This window comes from Mycoplasma sp. 3392 (assembly GCF_053851755.1).
Genome location: NZ_JBSQBF010000001.1, coordinates 194,708 through 218,033 on the forward strand (window position 1 = coordinate 194,708; position 23,326 = coordinate 218,033).

Sequence of the window (23,326 nt, forward strand, 5' to 3'; positions counted from 1 at the left end):
CTTAGTTACAAACATTTTTTTGACAGTACTTTTTTATAAAAAATATCTTTACACAAGACTCTTTTTGAGTTTTGTGGGTTTAAAACAGAGTATATAAATATTATTAAATAAATAAAACTAGAAAACAAACAAAATTAAAGAAAAATCAAAAAACTAAACTTAAAATAAACATTAAATAATTTAAAATTTATTTATTATGTGAGATACAATAACTGCAATTAGTTCAGGAAAAATTAATCAAGCTGTTTCTATTATTAGAATTTGCGGTCCTGAAGCAATAAATATTATTAAAAAAATTTTTAGAGGTAAAGAAGGTAAAAATAAGGAAATAACTTTTGGATCAATATTTGATGGCAATCAAAAAATAGATGAAGTTTTAGTAGCATGATTTCCTGGAACACAAAACTATATAGGTGAAGATACTGTGGAAATTAATGCTCACGGTGGAGTTGTGGTTTCAAACATGATTTTGGAATTAATTTTAAGACATGGTGCAAGAATTGCGGATCCTGGTGAATTCAGCAGAAGAGCATATTTAAATGGCAAAATTGACTTAATTAAAGCAGAGGCTATAAATGATTTGATTCATGCAAAAAGCGAAAAACAAGTTAAAATGAGTGTTAATAAGTTTGATAATAGGCTTTCAAACAAAATAACTGCTTTTTTGAATGAAATCGAGTATTTAATTGGAAATTGTGAAGTTAATATTGACTACCCAGAAATAACAGATATTGAAGTTTTAACAAATGAAACTCTTTTACCAAAAATTAAATCTTTAATCAAAGGTATAGACGAATTAATAAAAGTTAGCTCTGATGCACAGAAGGTTTATGAAGGGATAAGAGTTGCTATTGTAGGAAGACCGAATGCCGGGAAATCTTCACTGCTTAATTGTTTATTACAAGAAGAAAAAGCGATAGTAACTGAGATAGCAGGAACTACTCGGGATGCGATTGAGGCACAATTTCAATTAGACGGAGTTTTGTTTAATCTTATTGACACTGCGGGTATTAGAGACACTGAAGACATAGTGGAAAAAATTGGTATTCAAAAAACAAAGCAAACCATTGAAAAAAGTGATCTTGTTATTCACGTTGTTGACCAAAAAGAAAAATGAAATGAAATTGACGAACAAATTAAACAACTTGCCAAAGAGAAAATTTATTTACAAGCCTTAAATAAAACAGATTTAATAACAACTAATAAAATATCTCACGAACCTAATCAAGCTCTTATTTCGGCTAAAAACAACGAAATAGAGTCGCTTTTGGATTTAATCAAGCAGCAATTTGCGAACATTGATTTCAATAACCCTGATCTAATCTATAATACACGTCAACTTTCGTTGATTAAAAGCGCTAAAAATAATCTTTCCGACGCTTTAGATGCTCTTGAACAAGGTTTTGGTACTGAAGTTATTGTTGTTGATTTGACTGAAGCATGAAAAGCAGTTTCAAGCATTATTGGAAAAGGCAAAGAAAGTGATTTGCTTGACTCAATATTTTCAAACTTTTGCTTAGGTAAATAATGTATAAAATAAACGAAATACTCACAAATATACACACAACAGAGTTCAGTTATGAAGGTTTAGGTGTGTATCGGACAGAAAATTATGCCATTTTTGTTTTCGGGATGCTAGAAGACGAAGTGGCGGACATTCAAATTACTAAAGCTAATTCTCGTTTTGCTTTTGCTTCAGTAGTCAGATTAATAAATACTAATCCTAAAAGAATAGAAATTAACAATAAAAATCTAGTTACAAGTGGTGTAGCACCGCTTGCAATTTTAGACTACCAAGATCAATTGAATTTCAAGCAATCAATAGTTGAATATCTATTCAAAAGACAGTTAGATTTTACTGATATCAATAAAATTCAGGCAAGTGATAAAGAGTGAAACTATAGAAACAAAATAGTTGTATTTGTTAAAGATTTTGAGTTAGGTTTTTATAAAAAGAATAGCCATGAATTCATAAAACAAACATCATTTGATTTAGCAAGTGAACCAATAAATAAATTTTTGCAATATTTAAATCCGCTAATTAAAAAATATAAATTAACAAATATTAGTAGAATTGTTGCACGAAGTTCAGATATAGACAATTTTCTACAAATCGTCTTTGTCAATAAAATAAAGAAAGAATTGCCACAAGATTTCATACAAAAAATTACGAATGACTGGCTAAATGTTGTTTCAATCGTTAGCAGCATAGAAGACACAAAAAACAAAGACAATCTTGTTGGAACCGATCTAAAAACACTGATAGGAACTGATTTTTTGACACAAAAGTTAGAAAATTTCGAATTCAATATATACCCACACTCATTCTTTCAAGTAAATACTCAACAAGCTGTTTTGATGTATAAAAAAATGATTGATAAACTCAATCTACAAGAAGGTGACAAAGTTATTGACATGTATTGTGGTGTTGGAACAATAACTTCATTTATATCTAAAAAAGTCAATAGAGTTTATGGTATCGAAAATATTAAACAAGCGATCGTTAATGCTAACGAAGCTATGAAAACAAACAAACTAAACAACATTGAATTTATTCTGGGCGACGCTTCAAAAGTAATCAATAATCTTAAATTATCAAATTTCAACGTAATCACACTTGATCCACCACGAGCTGGATTAAGTCAGGAAGTTATAGACTATATAATAAAAACAAACCCCTCAAAAATTGGATACATCAGTTGTAATATTCATACATTAGTGAGAGATTTGGTTAAATTGAAAGATTATTATGATATTGAGTTTGTACAACCTTTCGATATGTTTCCGCAAACTCACCACATTGAAATCGTTGTCACACTATCTAAAAAAATAACTCAATAAACCAAGGAAAGGATTTATTCTTTTTTATCTTGGTTTATTTTTTTCTTGATTTACTTACTTGACTATCAAGGAAAGCAAAAAAACGTTCAATATATGCTTCGTCCAAGAAATTGCAAGCAAAGGAAATTAAAATTTTTGCTTTTTCTTGTCCGTTAAGATCTAATTTTCATATTTTTGGTTTGTTAACAAAACTCAATACTCTATAGGTATAAATTGAAATTGACGAATATACCCGTCTATACAAACCAAAATTTAGATTTATTTTTTCTCAATTTGTGTAATAACGTGCTCACTTACTAAATTTATGCTCTATCTTTTTCAAATATTCATCTTTAACAAATAAGGATAAATATTTTTTGAAATCCATATTCAAAATTTCATTTTTATCGAAACACTTATAAATTTGTCCGTTTTTTATTAAATATCTAATTTGAAGTAAAATAGGAATCCAAAGAAGAAGACTAACAATATAAAAAGGTAAAAAAATACAAGCAAAATTAAAGCAACTTACATTACCTATGAAAATTGTTTTTTTCAATTGCTCATGAAAAACAATCATTAATATAGATGAGACAAACAAAAGAACAGTATTAAAAATTACAAGACTTATAGCGGAAATATACTCACTCTTCGAAATTCATTTGTTTTTTCGAAAAAATTTACTGATAAGTAACAATAAAGGTACAAAAAGCAAAATACAGCCAAAAACAGCAAGTTCTATACAAAAGATCTCTGGCAAAAGATTTCGTTTTGAACTTAAAGTTAAATCATAATTTATGTTTTTCATATATCTTCCTTTTTGCATGATTCTATATAAACTATACATTCAAAAATTAAGTAGAGTAAAAAGCAATATCAAGAATATTAAATAAATATCTATTAACACAGATAAAGATTGCATAACTAATCTTTATTTAAAAAATGCCAAACAAACTTCAATAAACTAATTTATTAACAAAAAATCAGAATAAAAAGACAGGTTCTTTGCATCCAATTTTTTATTTTTTTATCAACACGAACCATTATTTAAACACTTTATAAAATTTTTGGCTTCTTGTTTTTCTAAAAGACTGCAAACAAACGAAATCAAAATTTCTGCTTTTTGTTGACCGTTGATATCCTTGTTTCAAATTTTTTTACTATTCACAAGCTTAAATAGCCTATAACATAAAATCATGTACACATCTACCATGGAAAGTGCGTGCAAAAAATAAAATGATGCCGAGTAAATATTTTTATTAAATCAAGAACCATATTTACTTACTTTTGTTTTAATTATGTCCAAATACTTTGGTCTAGCATATTTTGATAGAAGTTCGTTGAAGTCTAAATTTAAAATTTTATCTTCATCAAAAAAATCAAAAATCTGCCCGTTTTTCTTCAAATATTTTATTTTGGAAACTATAAGCATATAAAGAAAAAAGAACATAAAACAAAAAAATCATATGACCAAAAAAATAATAAATGTGTTTAAATTACCTAATTTATAGTACCTAGCAAACCCACAAAAGAAGCAAAAAATAATACATGAAACAAACAACGAAAATATTGATCATACTACGTATACATTTATGACGTAGAAATTTGACTCGAGCACTCAATTTTTCTTGTTATATTTGTTTGATGACAATATAAACAAAGGCATTATAATGCAAAGAGCAACATTTGAAAACGAAAGAACTGATGCAGCGATAATTTGATTTTCATTCATTTATTTAAACTCTATTTAACCAAGATTATCTATTTTAGTATTATTCTTCAATGTTCTAACATATCAATTCTTATTGATATCGTGAACTTTTTGTAAGCCTAGTAATTTGAGTTCAAACTGTGATTTATTTATTAAGTTTTCTACATCAAACACATCATTACTCATGATTCTGGCAGTGCTTTCTTCATAACTTTCAATATCATCAACTGCTACTATTGTAGATATTAAATTAAGCATTGGAAAATCAATTTGTAGTTGGTATTTTTTTGTGCTTAAAAGCTTAAATTTTTTCATACATTCTTCTTTCTGTTGGTTAATTCTTACCAATATTATATTCATTTTTTAAAAAGCGAAATTTGAAGTTTTTCAAAATCTTTGCAAACTGAAAAACACAAAATTTTTCATTTTTTTGCTATATAAAATTTGTTGCTAATCTTTTATATAAAACGACAAAATCATTAAGTGTTGAAGATACACTTAACGGAATTCCTAGCTTATGAGTTTGTTAAGGCATTACATTTAAACAAACTACTGATTTTTTGAATTAACAAAACTTTATTAGTACTAAAGATTTAGGAAATATACACAAACAAAAAATAAATTATGTATTTCGCAAAAAAAGTATTGTTAGACGAGTAAAAAAAGTGTCTACAAAAAAAACACCTTTTAGTGCTTATGGAGAAATTTTACTGAATAACAATACTATTTTTTTATGATACTACTCATGGTTTTCGTACTTTATCACTAAAAGAACCTATAAAATGCAATATAAAAGTTGCGTAAGGTTACAATGCAAAGTATATAATCAAAAAGCACAAAAACCTTGTTGTTCGTCGCATAAAAAAAGAGATTTTTGAGTAAGGTGTTTTTATAAAAACATCATTTTTGTCGATGTTCTTCCTTGTCTTGGCATCGAAATAATAATTTGTGGCGTAGTTAGGTAGCAAAAAAATATTGATCTTGAGATTTTTGCTTGCACTATTTCAAAATATTTTCAGAATAAAAACAAAGATTCAGCCAAACTTCTGGCTTGTGTAAAAAAATGAATATTTTAAGCAAAGCAAAGAGAGTATTAACACTTTTTAAAATGTGAAACAAAAGTCTTGCGCCAACTGTCTAAAGAAAGTGTTATTACCTGTAAAGCTTAAATAACTTATAATTTATAGAGAAAGCTAACAAAAAACGATTTTTATAAAAATCACTTACATAATGTGTTTAATTGTTTGAATAAAAATACTTTTAGATATGGAGAGGCAAATGAACAAGTTGAAAATAAATGGAGGTGGTGACCTAAAGCTACTTTTTGCAAACATTCAAACATACACAGAGACAATTAAAAAACATGGATTAAAAAAAGTTTGAGACACCTTTAGCGATGAGCTACTACAAGGGAATATAGAACTGACAGAACTAGTAGATATAGAGTTTGTGGCTGACTTCTATGAATATGGATTATCCATAGAAAACAAAAAAAACAAAAAAATGAATGGACAATATTACACACCTAAAGATGTCTCGAGTTTGCTTGCTAATTTCTTTAAGGAACTAAATTGGAAAGATAAGAATATCTGTGATGTTGGTTGCGGAACAGGAAGACTCATTATCACCTTCTTGGATTCTCTAAAAAAAGAAGAAGCCTGCGAGTTAATAAAAAACAGACAGATTTTTCTTTTTGATAGCGATAAATTGGCGCTTAAAATATGCAAAGCAATATTGGGGGCAAAATACGGCATTCAATTAGTAGAAAACTTAAACATAATACATGGAGATTTTTTAGACAAAAACACAAAACTACCCCAAAATGCTTTAGTTATTTCTAATCCGCCATATTCAAAAATTACATCAGTTTCAAAAAAATGACAAGAAACAAAAGTGCTACTCACGACTAAGGAGCTATATTCTACGTTCATGGAGAAAATTTTTCTGCAATCACTTGCCGGAGTTATTATTACCCCTTTTAGCTTCGTGTCGGGATCCAAGTTCTATAATTTGAGACATTTAATGAGCGCAACTTTAAATGGAAAAATATTTTCTTTTGATAATGTTCCTGGCAATATTTTCAAAGGCAAAAAGCATGGTATTTTTAACCAAAACATGACAAATTCAGTACGTGCTGCAATAACAATTTATTCTAAAAATGCAAGCACTAGAGGTTTTCAAATTTCACCACTTATAAGATTTAAAAACAGCGAAAGAGAAGAATTGCTAAATGTGGACACATTACAACAACTGCTGTCAGAAAAATATCAAGTAGTAGATGAAAATAATCCTAGATTTAAAAAAATAGACAAAGAACTTGAAGATATTTTTGATGTTTGATTATCAAAATCCAGCTCTACTATTAAAGACACATTAACAAAAGGCAAAACTGATTTTACTCTTTATACACCAACAACGTGTCGCTACTTCACTTCTGCCAGCAGAACAGTACTAACAAGAAAAGGGCAAACTCAGCTTTTAATAAACGACGAATTTGATTTTTATTTTGTTTACTGTGTATTAAATTCCAGCTTTGCTTATTGATGATGAAGAATTTTCGATGGAGCAATAACCTTTCCAACAAGTTTACTATACGAGTTACCTTTACCTTTGACTTTACTGTCGAAAGATGACAAGATTTTTTTTAAAAACATGTTTTTAGAAATGACTTCAAAAGAAGATCAGTACACAATTACAAAAATGAATTCAGGAACTTTGCAACACAATTTAAAATTCCCAAAAGAATATAGAAACAAGATAAATAAAAAAATTCTTGAAATATTAAATATTAAAATCGATGAATCTATTTTTAATAAATTACATAATAATTACTTTAAAGGTGATTAAAAATGAATAAAATCTCTTCACAAAATTTAGTAGCTTCAAGATTTTATTCCTTACAAAAACAAAAAGTGGTTGTGTCACGAAAATTAAGACAACAAATCTGAAATTTGCATAGAAGTGGAAAACTAAACGATGTAATCTTAAAAAGGTTAAAAGAAATTTGCCCTTCGATGTATCACGAATTAATTAAGGCTATTTCTTTTAAACGAAACTTGCAGTCGGGAATTTTATCTGAATGTGCTTACTCACAAACTTTGGCTAGTGTTTTTGACTTGGAATATATCACTGCTGATTTGTACGATAGTTTGCCCTTTATAATGAAGATAAAACACACTCTTAATTTGTTGGATATGCTGCCAAGACACATTTACACAAATTATAGTGATATTACTTTTATCCAAGCGGGTGGACCAAGATCGGTTGATGGTTTACTATTTATTAATTCTGAAGACAAGTTGGATGTGTATACAATTGAATTTAAAGAACCATATGCTAAATACGGAGAATATGATCTTCCGGAATACGATCAACAAGGCAATCTAGTAACAACTGAGCAGTGAATTAAAAAACACCCAAATTTTGCAATGATGCTTGAGGAACACAAAAATTTAAATTTTTTTGATTCCGCTGGATCTAACATAAATGACTTCTCTCACAAAAGTTTGGAAGCGGCGGTCGATACAATGCATGTAATGAATAATCAAAACGTGGAAATTTTAATTGGTGAAGACTCAAAAGAAAATTTAATTTTAATCCCAAGAAAAGATCTTGTAAAGTGAGCAGAAATCAAGGGAGAAATCAGACCAGCAGGAAGAAACAGCTATAAAGTTTGAACCGATAAGGAGCTTAAAAAAGTTTTGGAATCGAAAAATGCTTCTTTTGTAAATGACAGTAAAGTAAGAATTCACCTTGATATGTTAGAACCTAGAGTTCAAAGGGGTTCTGATAATAGAAAAAGTGGTTTAAAAATTAACTCACTGTTTTATGTAAAATCAAACGATTACAAAATTGATGAGCAAAATTTTGTGGAATTCAATATTGCAAGTGTTATGCAATTAAAGCCAACTATTTCAATCAAAATTCGCTTTAAAGATACACTTGAATTTGAAACACTTCAAGAAGTTTATAAAATTGAAGAAGATAAAAAACGAGACATGAAATCAAAGATTGCACTTCGGATTTAGTTCAGATTTCAATTCGAAATATAATAATAAAAACACCCAATTTTACGGGTGTTTTTTGTTTGATAAGTAAATCTATTTATTAAAATTTTGCAAGTTTAAAACAGCACTAGCGTTGCGAATTGAGTTTTCCAAATCTGAAACAAGGCTTTTGAATTCTTGCTCACTCAAATTGGAGTCTTTTAGTCCTTTCTCAGCTCTTTCAATACTTAATTGTAATTTTGACAAAAACTCTACAGGGAAATTGTTTGTTGTGTTAAGTTTAGTAAGATATTTTTCCTGGATCTCCTGAGCTTGCAAGATCAGTTTTTCTATTTTAGTTTGTTTTTCTTTTTTATTTTTAGAAGAAATAGAAATAATTGAAACAGTGGTTATTATTGGAACAACAACTATCAATGCTCCTACAGCAAATAAAACTCAGAAGAATTTTCAATTAAATTTTTTAGCTTTTTTGCTCATTCGTTCAACTTAATTCTTTGGAGATGGTATTTGAATTTATTTGAATATAAGCCCCAATGTTTCTTGAATATTCGATGGTTCAAAAAACTAAAGGTACAACAATTTTATTATTTGCTTCAATCTTTATGTCGCCATTAATGTAGAAAGACACACTTCGTGAGAACGATGTTTTAAATGAGCTAACAAAAGCATTAGCTTTTTCTTCCATGTTTTGAATTCCATTAATTCTCTCGATGACATCTTGCAAGGTTTCATTTTTTAAATCAAATACAGCACTAAATTTGAATGAATTTGCCTTTTCATCACTAATAAAAGTTGGTTCACTTTGTTCAAAGCCTTTTAGCTCAATATCAAAAAATTTATTATTTGCCCCGACCGTGAAAATCACTGAATTTGTTGAATCATTAATTCTTAAATTAAATATGTCATAGTCCATTTTTGGGTCGGCAAGTTTTACATCAAAATATTCATTTAACGTTTTATTGTCGAATTTTTTTGTTTTACTGAATTGTGCAACAAAATCTTTTGCTGAAATCTGACCTACATTTTCTTTAGGTGTGATATCTACATAAAAAGTTTTGATTTCTTTTTCATCATAAATTTTATTTTTGTATGAATAAAGTCTCCATTCATTGCCGTTTGCTCTTAAAACTATTGCTGATGTACCAACTGCAATAATGCAAATTCCCAAAGTTCCTCAAAGAATAAATTTGCGATATCTTTTGAAAAAACTTTCTTTCTTTTCAAAACCTAATTCAGGCTCATTGTTTCTTTTAAACATTTAACCCACCTTCTTCATCATTAAACGGATTTAAAGAAAACTCCTGTCCGCTACTGTTTGAATTAGACTCTTCACTTTGTTCATTAAATATATTGTGTGTTTCTGTTTCTTGACTCTGAATCTTAGCGAACTCTTCGTTTTGAATTTCAATCTCGTTTTGATCTTCAACTAAAATATCTTCAGTCTTATCCGTGTCAAAATATGCATTTTGTTGTTCGATTAGATCACTATTTTCAGTCTTTGTTGTGTCTATTTTCTTTTCTTTTTCTTTTAGAGTTTTAAAGTAGTTATTGATTGCTTCTCTGGCTTTTGTGATAAAAATGTCTTTGTTTACTTTTCATTCAATCTCATGAATTAAAACAATTGGATAATTTTTTGATTCTAAGAATTTTAGTTGATCATAGAATTTCAAATAAGCCTTTTCATTCCCACCGTATGAGTAATTGTCGATAACAAAACCTTGAATTATTCTATTTGTGTCATTATCAACAATAGCTAAATCTATTTTTTTTGTTCCAATTGAATAATCTAAATATAGTTGCAATGTAGGTCACTCACGAACTAGTGGATTCAGTGTTTTATATACTTCATTTAATAAATCCAAATTAACATCAATAACCGAAGTTTGAGTTCAATCTTCTTTTTTATCCATTTCAATGTAATTTTTCTTTTTTGCTTCACTTAAGTCTAAAAATCTCAATCATTCACGCAAGGTAATCAAGTCTTTAGATGAGTATTCATTTAACTTAATGTCATCAGCATAAATAGATTTAATAACAATCATTTTTTCTTTAGCTCTTGATATTGCAACGTTCAAGGCGTTTTTTCCGCCAGGACGAGCAACATAAGTTGATGAAAGGTTTGTGTTAGCATCATAAACAACACTAATAATTACTAAGTCTGCTTCATCACCCTGGATATTTTCAATGTTTTTTAAACTCAAACGCTCATCTTGTAAAGCTCTTTCTAGCTCTGGAAAATCAGAGAAAATTTTGTTAAAGATGTACTCTTGTTGCTTAACGTTGAAAACAAGCAGAATAATTTTTTTGTATTTATCTAGATTTTCCCTTACTTTTTGAATAGCGATATTTGCTTCTTTTTGGTTCAGTGAGTTGTCTCAAAATCCATCAGTTTGAATAACTTCAATTGTTTGTTCATCATTATCAATTTTGTAATCATCAACAACATCCAATTTTGAATCATAGAAAATTTTCGAACTAAAGGTCATCAAAGAAGCTCTTTTTGAACGATAGTTTTTGTCTAAAAGAATTTTGAAAACTCCTCTAGCAATAGCGTAATCTAATAAGCTTTCAATACTTCCTAAATCTTCATCATCTTCAACTGTGTATGAAGCACTAAATCATTTGGTGGGTTGCATTTGTTTGTCATCTCCTGCAAACACCTTACGTTTTGCAAGATAAAGAATTGGCAATCCTTTTTCAAGAAAAATTTGACTAGACTCATCCAAAATAGCATAGTCGATTTCGTTTTTGGTTCACATTGACAAATCAGTATCAGGAGTTGCAACAATAACCGGGAATAACTTTTTGATCATGTTTTTGTGCTTGTGGAAAAACTTGTAAGGTTTTAAGTTAGCACTTCTTACACTTAAAGCAAAATCACGATATTCTTTTTCTTCTTCTTTTGTAAAATTAGACATTTTAGCAACGATTTTTTCAATTAACATTTTTGCTAAAACTTTCGATGTGTTAACTTCAAGAGTTTTGTTACGCAACTGAATTTTGTAGAAGAAATCAATCTTTTTCAACGCATCAATATCAACACTTTGAATGTTTTTTACTACACGATTAATATTAATTTTAAGTAAGTTAGGATTTGAAGCTAAAACCATAGCAGCATCCTTAATGTTTTTTGGATACATATTAATCAGTGAAAGCAGTTTATTTTGCTTCTTATTATTGTTTACTTCATATAGTTTTTTAACAATTTCATTGTAATCAGTGGTGTCAGATTTGAAGCTGTAATTTAGATAAGGGTCTAATTTTTTAAGATCCTCTAAGGTTTGTTCGTTAATCTCGGCATTAGCCATCCCTGAATATACATTAACTACTTTTTCATAATCTGGAATTGAACGAATTTCTTTTGCATAGTCAACATATCTTTTTTCTTCCTGAGTAAGAATTTCAATGTATGGCTCACTTGCATTTGAGTTAAAGTTCTCAATTTTGTTTAAAAAGTCGTTTAAAGGATCATAAAATTGATCAAGTTTCATATTTTTGTCATTTAGCAAGAAAATACAAAAAATAGACAATTCTTTAAGTCTTGTTCTCAACACTTCAAGGGCTGCTCTTTTTTGACTGACAACTAAAGCGCTTCTGTCACGAGCTAGAATATTAGCAATGATGTTTGTGATGGTTTGACTTTTCCCTGTACCTGGAGGACCTCAAATTATTGTATCTTGGTATAGAGCACTAACGGTTGCACAGTCTTGTGAAAAGTTTGTTTTCTGAATTTTGTAAAACTTGAAGTTTTTATTAAAAATAACATCATCGATTTTTTCACGATATTCGTTTTTGTTAAATTTAGTTGCCAAGATTTCGTCAAGCTCATCGTTTTCAATAATTTTCTTCATTTGGTTTCATAAGTAACCACTTGACACATTGAAAAATCCTAGAATCAATCCTTCATGGAAAACAATGTTACGATCTAATTCATCAACAGAAATTTTTGGAATAGTATCTTTAAATTTTTCAGGAATTTTGAAAACTTTATTTCAAGAATTTCTGAAATCGTTGTAAACATCATAAATGGTTTTCTTAGTAAAATCGTACGAACTTGTGTCTAACGAATATCCAAATTGTTGCAAGAAAGCAACAAGTTTTGAGTTAATTTTAATTTCCGAAGCACTCTTTAAATAAACTTGTGAGTTTTTAATTTCAATTGTTACTTCTTTGAAGAACAAGGGTGCAAAAATGTCTTTTTTCTCAGTTCTTACTCCAACAAAGAAAAATCCAACATGCAAAGGTCAGATGTTTGTTTCAATATTGATGTCTTGTGCTTTTTTAAGGATTTTTTTTCACTTAGTAATTGATTTTTGATAACGATTTTCTAAATTGACAACTAACTCTTTTTTAGCAAATTCAAAATCACCATTCAGCAATGAATTGGCATTTTCAGGTAAGGGAATATTAAATTCTTTGAACGAGTCAGTAATTTCTTCAATTGTTTGTGCATTTTGAACTTTACGAATTAAATCTTTGTGCCCGAACTCATTAAATAAAATTTCAAAATCAGCTCTTGAACAAATCTTTTCGAAAGTTTTTTCACCATTCATTTTGAAGATATCAAAAAATCTTTCATTGTCAACCTGACAATAAAGTGAAGAGTCGTTATTGTTGATGTCTAAAAGGTTTGTAAGCAAAAAATCGTAATTGTGTTTATTTGACATTTTCAACCCTTTCCATAATTAATTTTTTAATATAAGCAGCGTTATTCCCGGTAACTAAACTTATAGAGGATGATGTTGCTACAACACCTGAAATTCCATCTAATTTTTTTATTTTTTCAATATCTATATCTTGGCGAACTTTAAAACCAATCTTAATCTTTTTGTTTGATGTTTCGACATTTAAAATATTCTTCTCACCACCCAAAAACAAAATAAGATCATTAATTGAAAAATCTATTTTTTCAGTAGTTGACAAGCGATCTTTAACTTCTTGTTGACGATATTTCTTTCATTTGAGTTTTATTAAACCTAGCGTGCAAATAATTAATGTGTAATATTTAATTTTATTTTTATTCATACTTAACCCCAAAGTGCTTAAATATAAGAAATTATAACAATTTAACGCTTGGGCTTCATTTTAAATATTAATATTTAATTTAAATCAAGTTTTGGTCTCTATCTATGTGTGCTTTTGAATGCTTTCAAATGTAATATAATATAAAATATTATTTACAAAGGATTTTTATGAAAAAAATAATTAGTGGAATAAAGCCGACAGGAGAGCTTACTTTAGGTAATTACATTGGAGCTTTAAAAAATTTTATAGACTTGCAAAACGATTATCAAACTTATTATTTTGTTGCTGATTTACATGCCTTAACAATGGGTGATAGCAACGCCAAAGAATTAGCAAAAAGCCGTCAAGAAGTTGTTGCTTTATACTTGGCTTGTGGTTTAGATCCAAATAAATCAGTAATTTTTTACCAAAGTGATATTCTAGAGCATGCCATGATTCAGTGACTGCTATGTACTGAAACGTCACTGGGTGAGTTAAACAGAATGACTCAATTTAAAGATAAAGCTCAAAAAGCAGTCAAATTAAGTAATGGGACTGAAACAATTCCAACTGGATTGCTGATGTATCCAACTTTAATGGCTGGAGACATTCTTCTTTATAATGTTGATGCCGTTCCTGTTGGTGAAGATCAAACTCAACACATCGAACTAACAAGAACACTTGCTAAAAGAATTAATAACAAATACAAAACTAATCTTAAGATTCCTGATGCCTTCGTTCCTAAAGTGGGGTCAAGAGTTAAGGATTTACAAGATCCAACTAAGAAAATGTCGAAGAGTGAAAAAAGCTCAAAAGGAACAATTTACTTACTTGAAGATCCGGAACAAGCCTACAAAAAAGTTCTCAAAGCAGTGACAGATTCAGAAAACAAAGTTTATGCTTCAGAACAAAAACCTGGAGTGACAAATCTACTAAATATTTATGCAAGTTTAAAATCAATAACTCTACAAGAAGCAGAAGAATTCTTTAAGGACAAAAACTATAAAGAATTCAAAGAAGCGGTTGCTCTAGAAGTTAAAAATTTACTAACAAAAATCCAAAATAATTTCCAACAAGCACTACGTGATGTAGAAAAAGTAACGCAAGAAGGAGCACAAAAAGCTCGTCCTGTAGCACAAGAAACACTTAATGAATTAATGACAAAAATGGGGTTCTAAAATGAATGACAAAAATGATTACAAATCAAAATTAAATCACACCACCAGCCACTTATTAGCAGCTGCAATTTTGAAACTATACCCTAACACAAAACTAGCAATCGGACCTTCAATTGAAGATGGTTTTTATTATGATTTCGATTTCGAACAACCACTAGTTGAAGAGGATTTAACTAAGATTGAAAAGTTAATGCAAGAATTAGCAAAACAAGACTATGAAATGGTTGAAGTAAGTAAAGATGAATATGATCTTTCAAATCAACCATACAAGCAAGAATTGTTTAATGAATTCAGTAAAAAGAAACGTAAAATCACTTTTTATGCACTGAAAAACACCAAAACAAATGAAACCTTGTTTGTTGACTTGTGTGCTGGAGGCCATGTTCATTCAACAAAGGAGATTAAACACTTTAAGCTTCTTTCACTAGCAGGCGCTTACTGAAGAGGGGACTCAAAAAACAAAATGCTGACTCGTGTGTATGGAACAAGTTGACCTACAAAAAACGAACTAATGCAATACCTTGAAATTCTTAAAGAAAGAAAAGAAAGAGACCACCGTAAAATAGGAAAAGAATTAAATATTTTCACACTAAATCCACTATGCGGTCAAGGTTTTCCAATCTGACTTGAAGATGGAATGAAAATCCACAATGCAATTCGTGATTATGTTTTAAAACTAGACAAACTTTATGGTTTTAGAGAAGTTTTAACCCCGCACTTTGGCGAAAAGAAATTGTATGAAATTTCAGGACACTGAGCTCACTATAAAGACACAATGTTCAAACCTATTAAGATGGATAATGAACAATTAATTGGACGTCCAATGACTTGCCCACACCACATTATGCTTTTTAATATGACAAGACGTTCATATCGTGACCTACCTATGCGTTATAGTGAACAATCACGTTTATATCGTTATGAAAAAAGTGGAGCTTTAACTGGTCTTGAGAGAGTTAGAGGAATGGATTTAACTGAAGGACACATTTTTGTTCGTCCTGATCAAATCAAAGACGAGTTTAAACATTTATACAAAATGATTTTACAAGCACTAAAAGATTTCAATATAGAAGTTGATCACATCTCACTAAGTTTAAGAGATCCTAAAAACAAGAAAAAATTCTTTGATAACGACGAAATGTGAAACAAAGCTGAAGATGATTTACGTGAAGTTTTGCAAGAGTTGAATGTTGAATATAAAGAATTTGAAGGAGAAGCTGCATTTTATGGACCAAAAGTTGATATTCAAATTAAAACAGCTCTTGGAAGAATCATTACTATGTCGACTCTTCAATTAGACTTCTTACTACCAAACCGTTTTGAAATGCAATATGTCGACGAAAATCAAAATTTAGTTACTCCTGTTTTAATTCACAGAGGATTAATTGGTACTTACGAAAGATTTGTGGCTATTCTTTTAGAACAAACTAAAGGAGTTTTACCTTTCTGATTAAGTCCAAAACAAGTGGTTATTGTCCCTATTAGTGATGACCAAATGGATTATGCTCGTGAAGTTTATGAATTATTATTATTGAACGATTTTAATGTTGAACTAGATGCAAGAAACGAAAGAATGCAAAAGAAAATTCGTGAAGCACAAATGTCAAAAGCAAAATATGTTGCTATTTTAGGACAAAACGAAAAAGAACAAAAAACTGTCAGCCTGCGTGCTTATGGTTCACAAGAAACTACAACTTACTCACAAGAAGAATTGCTAAATCACTTGACCAAATTAAAAAGAGAATTAAAATAAAATGTCTAAAAAAATTGAATCTTATCGTGTAGCCAAAATTTTAGGCCTTTCTTACCATGCGAGAATTGCTCTTTTTGGTATGGTATTCATTGTTATACCTGCCATTATTATGTATTTTGTTTTAGGTAAAGATGTTCCTACTGTTTACGAAGCTTATTCAAAAAACTTTACTTGATGACATCTAACACTAATTACTCTAGGAACCTGAGTATTATTGATGTTTCTTGCCTTTTTATTTATTAAAGTATTTCGTTGATTCGGATTTGAAGCGTATAACTTTTTTGTTCCCCTTTCATTAGTTATGCTCTCATTTACAGTCACAAGCGGGCTAAATGACTTATGATTTGTCCGTTTACTAGTTGTTGCTGTCTTATTTTTAACAATTCCACCAGTGGTTTTACTAAATAGAAAATTAGCAACTAAACAACTTAAAGCAAAGAAACAATACGATGAAGAACAAAGAAGAAAAAATCGTTCTTTATTAGATTAAAAATTTTTATCAAAATACTTTTTATTGTGCTACAATATATTCATAGCGACCAAAGCGAAGGTGTCCACCTGAACCCATTCCGAACTCAGCAGTTAAGCCCTTCAGCGCCGACGATACCTCCAAGGGAAAATAGGGCGTCGCTTTTTTTTATTATCTTTTTTTACTTAAACTTAAGGCAACCTTTTTAATGGGCTGCTTTTTAATTTAATTTATAATTAAATTGATAAAACATTTAAGAAGAAAGAACTAAGGAAAGACAAAATGAAAAAAACCAAAAAGACAAAGCTTTTAGCTTTGGCAGGACTTGTTGCAAGTACTGCAATTATTGCTACGCCTTTTATAGTTTTAGAAGTAAATAAAACTAAGAAAATTGACCCCGAAACAGGAATAAATAATCAGCCAGTAAGTATTAAATTCCTACCAGCTTTAAGCACTAATACAGGAGCAATAAATAAAGCACAAATACTTGCCAAAGATCTACAAAACAGTCTTGTTTTAAACAACTCATCTTCAACTAAGAATTTGACAGACGCAATCAGCGAAGGAAAAAGATTTTTCTGAAATAAAGAAAAGCAAGCAGTTTATTTTGCTAATAAAGAATTGCTAGTTAATGAGCTAAATGACAATAATATTGTTCTTAGTATAAACAGCGAAAAAACTAGTTTATTAACTGATGAAATTGATTTAGCTAATCACTTTTTACCAATTATCGACGTTGATGGTGTTAAACAAATCAATCATGAAATTAAAGCGAAAATTACCGATGATAACAACATAACATTTCTATTTAAAGTTGCGGTTTTAGATGGTAACGGAGAATATAATTTTTCAAAAACTTCAGTTTCTAACGTTATTGAAGCACAAAATCTTGTGAGTCAGTTGCCAAGTGATATCAAAGCAACTTCACCACTTTTAAGTGAAGAAAACCGTAGTGCTGAATCTGTTTTAGTAAAGAAAACACAAATTCGTGAAGTAAGCAAAAAAGATCTTAAAAAAGCAGCACTAGACACACAAAAATACACTCAAGAATTTGAAAAAATCCTGACTGATGCAAATGAGAAATTGAAACTAGCACTAAACAATCCAACAATTTTAAATAAAGTTTTTGCTGAAGGTATAAGCCTATATTTCAACACAACTAATCGAACAGTATTTTGATCTCCTAACGATCAATATTTTGCTTCAAATTCAAATGCTCCGATGTTTACGTTAGACTCAGCTATTAGTGACAAATTAATCTTAGTTAATGATGAAGCACCGGTAAGTAGTTTTAATTTACCAAATGTTAAATTGAATTACTCAATTGATACCGAAACTGAAACAATAACTATTAAATATAAAGAAGCATATGTTTACAAAACCTTGCAAACACCTTTAGTCAGCCAAAAAACATACCAAACTTCGATTCAAATACCAGGGCTTGTTCATAAAAAAACCCCATTGACTGAAGAGCAAATTTTTAAACAAAGTGAAGCATGAACTAACTTTGTTAACTGATATTCAAATACTGAAAACTTCAATCTTCAAATCAATGATCCTGACAATAAATTAGAATCAAGATTGAAACAAAAAAGACACTTGTTGTTCAATGATTCAAACAACACAATTTCTTGATCTACAAAACTTAATCCAACTGAACAAACTAGAGAAAAGAATAAAACTTTCTCTTTTGTAACTCCACTATTAGACAATGTAGTCTTAAGAAATGCTAATGACGAAAATAGTGATTTGATGGATTACACCTATGATCAAGAGACAAGAAAATTAGTTCTAAAATTCTACCCTTATATTAAAGACGGAGATAAAAAATACAAGGCAGAGCTTGAACAACCAATTGAAGCAAGTGTGGTCTTGCCACAAGTTCATGAAGAGCCAGTTACACCACCTTCACAACAAGACTTTAAACAAAGTCAAGAATGAAATGATTTCAAAACTTGATATCAAAATCTAGAAAACTTCAAAGTGAAAGTTCAAGATAAAGACAAAAAGCTTGAAACAAGACTAACAAAAGGAAATCTATTCTTTAACGATTCTAAAGACACAAGTGGTAAAAATAGTATTTCATGATCAACAAGTGTGTCACCCTCACAAGCAACAAGAACTAAGAATAAATCATTTGTTTTTGAAACTACATTCCCAGAAAACACTGTACTAAGAAATCCAAATGACGAAACAAAAGATAGTCTTACATTCAGCTATGATAAATCTAATAAGACTGTATCAATTACTTTCTACCCATACATTTCACACGAAAATAAACTATACAAAGCAGAGCTTGAACAACCAATTACAATTCAAGTTAACTTAGAGCAACAAGAACAACCGAATACTGATAATAACACTGAAAATCCAACACCGCCAACACACAACGATACTGATAATCAAGGTTCAAACACTGAAAACCCTGATGCAAATAATCCTCAACCAGCACCAAATCCAGAACAACAATTTAAAGCAAGTGAAACATGAAGAAATTTTGTTTCTTGATATTCAAATAAGGATAATTTCAAGACTGAGATTACTAATCAAGAAAAGCTAACTAGTGCAATAAAACGTAAATATCACTTCTTCTTAAATGCAGCAAGTAATACAATTGCTTGATCTTCATCTAAAACTCCAAAACAAACAACTTTAGATAAAAATAATGTTGTTAACTTATTAACAGCTCTTCCTGAAAATGTTTTAATCAAAAACGATTCAGATACTGATAACAAATGATTAAATACTGAATACAATGATGAAACTAAAGAGTTAACCATTCTATTCCATGCATATATTCAAAATGAAGGAACAGAATATAAAGATGAGAGTCAAGAACCTTTAAGAATTAAAATTTCACTACCTATTGACACAAATGAATTCGACACTTGAGCTGTAGGAGCTACAAACGGATTCCAAGTGATCGAAAACAAAAAAGATTTTTTGATTTCTGAACTTCAAAAAGAAGGCAAATTATTCTACAACGAAAACACTCAAAGTATTTTCATTGTAGGCAAAAAAGACAATCCAAATAGTGGAACTCTTGCAACAGACAATACAGTTCTTGAACTAAAAACTAAACTAGATCCAGCTAATGATAGATATCTAGTTGTTAATGGCGGTGCAAAACAGTACACTAAGAAAACAAATAAAGAAACTGGTGAAGTAACATATTCTCCAAACAAGTTTATAACTTATGAATACGATCAACAAGCCGCTAAATTAACAATTCACTACACAACAATGCTTATGTTGCCAGGTGATAGAGAACCTAAAGTTTCAGAACTAAAAACTACATACGAAATCAACCTTACCTCATCTTCTGAAACTCCAGCTTCAGATACAAACACCACACAACCTTCAAATGAAGGAAATGAAAATCAAAATATCGAGATAAACACATTTGATGATTTTAAAAACAGTCTAAAAATTAATGCTCTTAAATTAAAAGATGGTAAGTTAGATGCACTGAAAAAAGCAATCAAAGACAATAAATTAGACTTATATTACTACTACCGTTCAGGAACAATCGTTAACAAAACCGGTAAAAAATTTGATACAAGAAATACCATCTTTGAGCTAGTTAATAAACCAACAAATACAAGTTACCAACTTGCTTCTCCAGATTCAGAGCAAGGCACAACAGAAGCTAATAGAAAACTTGAAACTGAAGTGGCCAACAACGTACTAACTATTAAATTTAAAGCATTAGAATACAAAGGAAAACAAGGCCCTCACAATGTTTCTGATGAAGTTTATACATTTACATTTAATTTAGGACAAGATTCATCTAATACAGAAGATAATGATTCTTCTTCAGGTTCTTCAACTGCACCTGAAACTGAAACTCCTTTAAATGAACAAGCTTACGAAACTTGAGCTAGATCATTAACTAGTGAAGATTTCACCCTAACAAGTGATACTGAAAAACTTAACCAAGCGAAAGAATTACTAGCAAAAGAAAAAGGAACAAGTATCCACTACGATCCCGATGCCCAAACACTATATTTCACAGAAGGCGATAAACCTACTGCTAAAAAGGCAGAAAAAGCTAACGTTCTACTGTCACTAAAACCAGAAAAACAAAACCAGTCAGGATATGTTTTAGCAAATGATTCCAGACCTATAAATGGAAAGAAAAAGAAAGTTCCTAACTATTATCTTTCATCAACTTATGATGCTGCAAACAGTCAATTAACAGTATCATTTAAAGCATTGAGTTCTGAGTCTAATCCAGAAGCTTCACAAAACAGTTACTCGCTAACATTTACCATTTAGTTGTATTTAACGCCCAATTTAGGGCGTTTTTTTTACTGAAAAAGCACTCATAATAACACACTTTTTTGACTAAAATGGCAAATATAATATAATTTAATTATGGAGAATTGTTGTTCTTCATTCAAACACAAGGAGAAAAAAAGTCTAAATGAAAAAAACTAAAAAATTTTGAAGTTTGATTTCAACTGTTGCCATAGCATCAGTATCGCTATTATCAGTTCCTGCTATTGCAGCTCAATGCAAGAACACAACTGAAGATCCTAAAAAATCTGAAACACCAGCCAATCCAACTCCTGAAACACCTACTCCAGCAACACCATCCACTGATGCAACCACACCAGCAACTCCAGTAGAAGGTTCAAATACTCCCGCTACTCCGGTTGAAACTCCGACAGTAGAAAATATTACAACTGCAGAGGAATATGGTAAATATGTATCAGAAAAAGGATATAAAGTTAAAGACGAAGCTGCTGGAAAAACACTATATGAAAAACTAAATGCAAACAAAAAACTTTGATATGAAAGAAACTCAAGATCAATTATTTGATCAGATGGTGATACGCCTGTTTGAAAAACCGAAGCGAGCGCTAATGCTGTATTAGTTTTACCCGAAGACTCATCAGTAAATCTAAATCAAAATGTTCAACTTGCTAACCCTACAGATCCAACCTACACTAATAAAAGAAACCAAACAGCTATCTCATCTCAAATAACATATGAATTTACAGACAGCAAGTTAACACTAAAATTTAAAGGTGCTAAATTCATTCCGAACGCTGCTCCAGAAATTGGTCAAACTGAATATTCAGTAACAATCGATTTAAGTGCTTACAAACCACAAACCACTGAATCACAGCCTTCATCAGAAGCAGCCACTACAACACCTTCAGAAACAGCACCAGCAACTACAGAATCTACAACAACTGCTTAATACAAATCAAACTCATTATTAAAAATAAAAGATCCCAAATTTGAAGGGGGTCTTTTCATAAATTACTTAGGAAGATAAAAAAATGAAACTCGAAGACAAAACAGCCATTTATTTTTCAAAGACAGCAAACATTTCAAAGACTTTTTATAATAACCAAATTGTAACTTTGCAATTTTTTCAAAGGGAAGACGATGTAATCCTGTGTGGAATGACAGAAGTTCTAAATTTGCTTAAAAAACATACAAATATTAATAATTATGCAATCAAATATTTGCCCGAAGGAAGCCATCTACAAAGTAAGGAAGTTGTCCTAGAACTGATTGGACCTTATCATGAATTCGGACTTTATGAAGGAATTATCGATGGAATTTTAGCTAGACAAAGCTCAATTGCAACTAATGCTTATCGAGTTAAAAAAGCAGCAGGAGAAAAAATAGTAATTTCTATGGCCGACAGAGCTGATCACTACCGTAATATTCGTTCAGATGCTAAAGCTATAGAAATAGGTGGAATATATAACCATGCAACAAAAGCAAGCGCGGTATCAAAAAAATCAAAAGTGTTTGGATCAATGCCACATGCTTTAATTCAAATGTCTAAGGGTGATTTAGTAAAAGCTTGTCAGTACTATACTGAACTTTATCCAAATGATAATTTAGTTGCTCTTGTGGATTTTCACAATGATGTTATAACTGATAGTCTAAAGGTCTTAAAAGTATTTGGTAAAAAATTATTTGCAGTACGTGTCGACACGTCAAAAAATATGAAAGATAAAATGTTTCAAGATAACGAGCAAGAATATGGAGTAACTGTTAATCAAATTAAAAGACTTCGTGAAGCCTTGGACAAAAACAATGGACAGCACGTAAAAATATATGTTTCAAGTGGATTTAATGTTCAAAAGATTGCTGAATTTGAGTCTCAAAACGCTCCAGTGGACGGGTACGGAGTGGGTGCTTCACTACTTAAAATATGAGTAAATTTCAGTGCGGATGCAACAAAATTGAATGAAGAGTTGATAGCAAAGGCAGGAAGGGGATATAATCCCAATCCAAAGTTAAAAACTTTTCGCTTGAGAAAGTAAATCCTTTGGATTATAATTTTTATGGAAATGAAAGAAAAAAACACACAAAAGTTTGTAAATTGCAGAACCTTCGTGGCCAAGTGTGCCATTG

The 23,326-nt window shown here is 30.1% G+C and carries 16 protein-coding genes and 1 rRNA gene; 11 read left to right on the forward strand and 6 right to left on the reverse strand.

What is annotated here, in order from left to right; all coding sequences use genetic code 4:
* Positions 1 to 196 precede the first annotated feature (196 nt).
* Positions 197 to 1,528, forward strand: coding sequence for a tRNA uridine-5-carboxymethylaminomethyl(34) synthesis GTPase MnmE (gene mnmE / locus ACWXVV_RS00810; RefSeq protein ID WP_455984580.1), 1,332 nt, complete (start codon positions 197 to 199; stop codon positions 1,526 to 1,528).
* Complete coding sequence (rlmD, locus tag ACWXVV_RS00815; RefSeq protein WP_455984579.1) at positions 1,528 to 2,841, forward strand: 23S rRNA (uracil(1939)-C(5))-methyltransferase RlmD; 1,314 nt, start codon at positions 1,528 to 1,530, stop codon at positions 2,839 to 2,841. The genes mnmE and rlmD overlap by 1 nt, the downstream gene beginning before the upstream one ends.
* A gap of 34 nt (positions 2,842 to 2,875) precedes the next feature.
* On the opposite strand, the gene ACWXVV_RS00820 is transcribed toward rlmD, so the two are convergent.
* Positions 2,876 to 3,628: a hypothetical protein gene (locus tag ACWXVV_RS00820; RefSeq protein WP_455984578.1), complete on the reverse strand. Its 753-nt coding sequence runs from the start codon at positions 3,626 to 3,628 to the stop codon at positions 2,876 to 2,878.
* Positions 3,629 to 4,567: 939 nt separating this feature from the next.
* Positions 4,568 to 4,846, reverse strand: coding sequence for a hypothetical protein (locus ACWXVV_RS00825; RefSeq protein ID WP_456012450.1), 279 nt, complete (start codon positions 4,844 to 4,846; stop codon positions 4,568 to 4,570).
* A gap of 963 nt (positions 4,847 to 5,809) precedes the next feature.
* Here ACWXVV_RS00825 and ACWXVV_RS00830 point away from each other — a divergent pair.
* Both ACWXVV_RS00830 and ACWXVV_RS00835 read left to right on the forward strand, forming a co-directional pair.
* Complete coding sequence (locus ACWXVV_RS00830) at positions 5,810 to 7,378, forward strand: N-6 DNA methylase (RefSeq protein ID WP_455984576.1); 1,569 nt, start codon at positions 5,810 to 5,812, stop codon at positions 7,376 to 7,378.
* A gap of 2 nt (positions 7,379 to 7,380) precedes the next feature.
* Positions 7,381 to 8,559 (forward strand): hypothetical protein, encoded by a 1,179-nt coding sequence (locus ACWXVV_RS00835; RefSeq protein ID WP_455984575.1) that lies wholly within the window; start codon positions 7,381 to 7,383, stop codon positions 8,557 to 8,559.
* A 72-nt stretch (positions 8,560 to 8,631) separates the two neighbouring features.
* Here the strand turns inward: ACWXVV_RS00835 and ACWXVV_RS00840 are convergent, their stop codons facing one another.
* The 4 genes from ACWXVV_RS00840 to ACWXVV_RS00855 are packed head-to-tail and all read right to left on the reverse strand — an operon-like array spanning position 8,632 to position 13,563.
* Positions 8,632 to 9,015: a hypothetical protein gene (locus ACWXVV_RS00840; RefSeq protein ID WP_455984574.1), complete on the reverse strand. Its 384-nt coding sequence runs from the start codon at positions 9,013 to 9,015 to the stop codon at positions 8,632 to 8,634.
* Entirely contained in the window at positions 8,999 to 9,796 is a 798-nt protein-coding gene (locus ACWXVV_RS00845) for a hypothetical protein (protein WP_455984573.1), read from the reverse strand. The genes ACWXVV_RS00840 and ACWXVV_RS00845 overlap by 17 nt, the downstream gene beginning before the upstream one ends.
* A complete protein-coding gene (locus tag ACWXVV_RS00850) occupies positions 9,789 to 13,205 on the reverse strand; it encodes an AAA domain-containing protein (protein WP_455984572.1) in 3,417 nt (1,138 codons plus the stop codon). The genes ACWXVV_RS00845 and ACWXVV_RS00850 overlap by 8 nt, the downstream gene beginning before the upstream one ends.
* Complete coding sequence (locus ACWXVV_RS00855) at positions 13,195 to 13,563, reverse strand: hypothetical protein (protein ID WP_438341481.1); 369 nt, start codon at positions 13,561 to 13,563, stop codon at positions 13,195 to 13,197. Before ACWXVV_RS00855 ends, ACWXVV_RS00850 begins: the two co-directional genes overlap by 11 nt.
* A 167-nt stretch (positions 13,564 to 13,730) precedes the next feature.
* Here ACWXVV_RS00855 and trpS point away from each other — a divergent pair, with 167 nt between their 5' ends.
* The 7 genes from trpS to ACWXVV_RS00890 all read left to right on the forward strand — a co-directional run bounded on the left by trpS (position 13,731) and on the right by ACWXVV_RS00890 (position 23,235).
* Entirely contained in the window at positions 13,731 to 14,720 is a 990-nt protein-coding gene (gene trpS, locus ACWXVV_RS00860) for a tryptophan--tRNA ligase (protein WP_438341480.1), read from the forward strand.
* 1 nt (position 14,721) lies between these two features.
* Positions 14,722 to 16,473: a threonine--tRNA ligase gene (thrS, locus tag ACWXVV_RS00865; protein ID WP_455967669.1), complete on the forward strand. Its 1,752-nt coding sequence runs from the start codon at positions 14,722 to 14,724 to the stop codon at positions 16,471 to 16,473.
* 1 nt (position 16,474) lies between these two features.
* Entirely contained in the window at positions 16,475 to 16,963 is a 489-nt protein-coding gene (locus ACWXVV_RS00870; RefSeq protein WP_455967670.1) for a hypothetical protein, read from the forward strand.
* 41 nt (positions 16,964 to 17,004) lie between these two features.
* A 5S ribosomal RNA gene (rrf, locus tag ACWXVV_RS00875) occupies positions 17,005 to 17,109 on the forward strand.
* Between the two features lie 115 nt (positions 17,110 to 17,224).
* Positions 17,225 to 21,220, forward strand: a complete 3,996-nt coding sequence (locus ACWXVV_RS00880) for a hypothetical protein (protein WP_455984571.1) — start codon at positions 17,225 to 17,227, stop codon at positions 21,218 to 21,220.
* 148 nt (positions 21,221 to 21,368) lie between these two features.
* Complete coding sequence (locus ACWXVV_RS00885) at positions 21,369 to 22,151, forward strand: hypothetical protein (RefSeq protein ID WP_438341476.1); 783 nt, start codon at positions 21,369 to 21,371, stop codon at positions 22,149 to 22,151.
* Between the two features lie 82 nt (positions 22,152 to 22,233).
* Positions 22,234 to 23,235, forward strand: a complete 1,002-nt coding sequence (locus tag ACWXVV_RS00890; protein ID WP_438341475.1) for a nicotinate phosphoribosyltransferase — start codon at positions 22,234 to 22,236, stop codon at positions 23,233 to 23,235.
* Positions 23,236 to 23,326 lie beyond the last annotated feature (91 nt).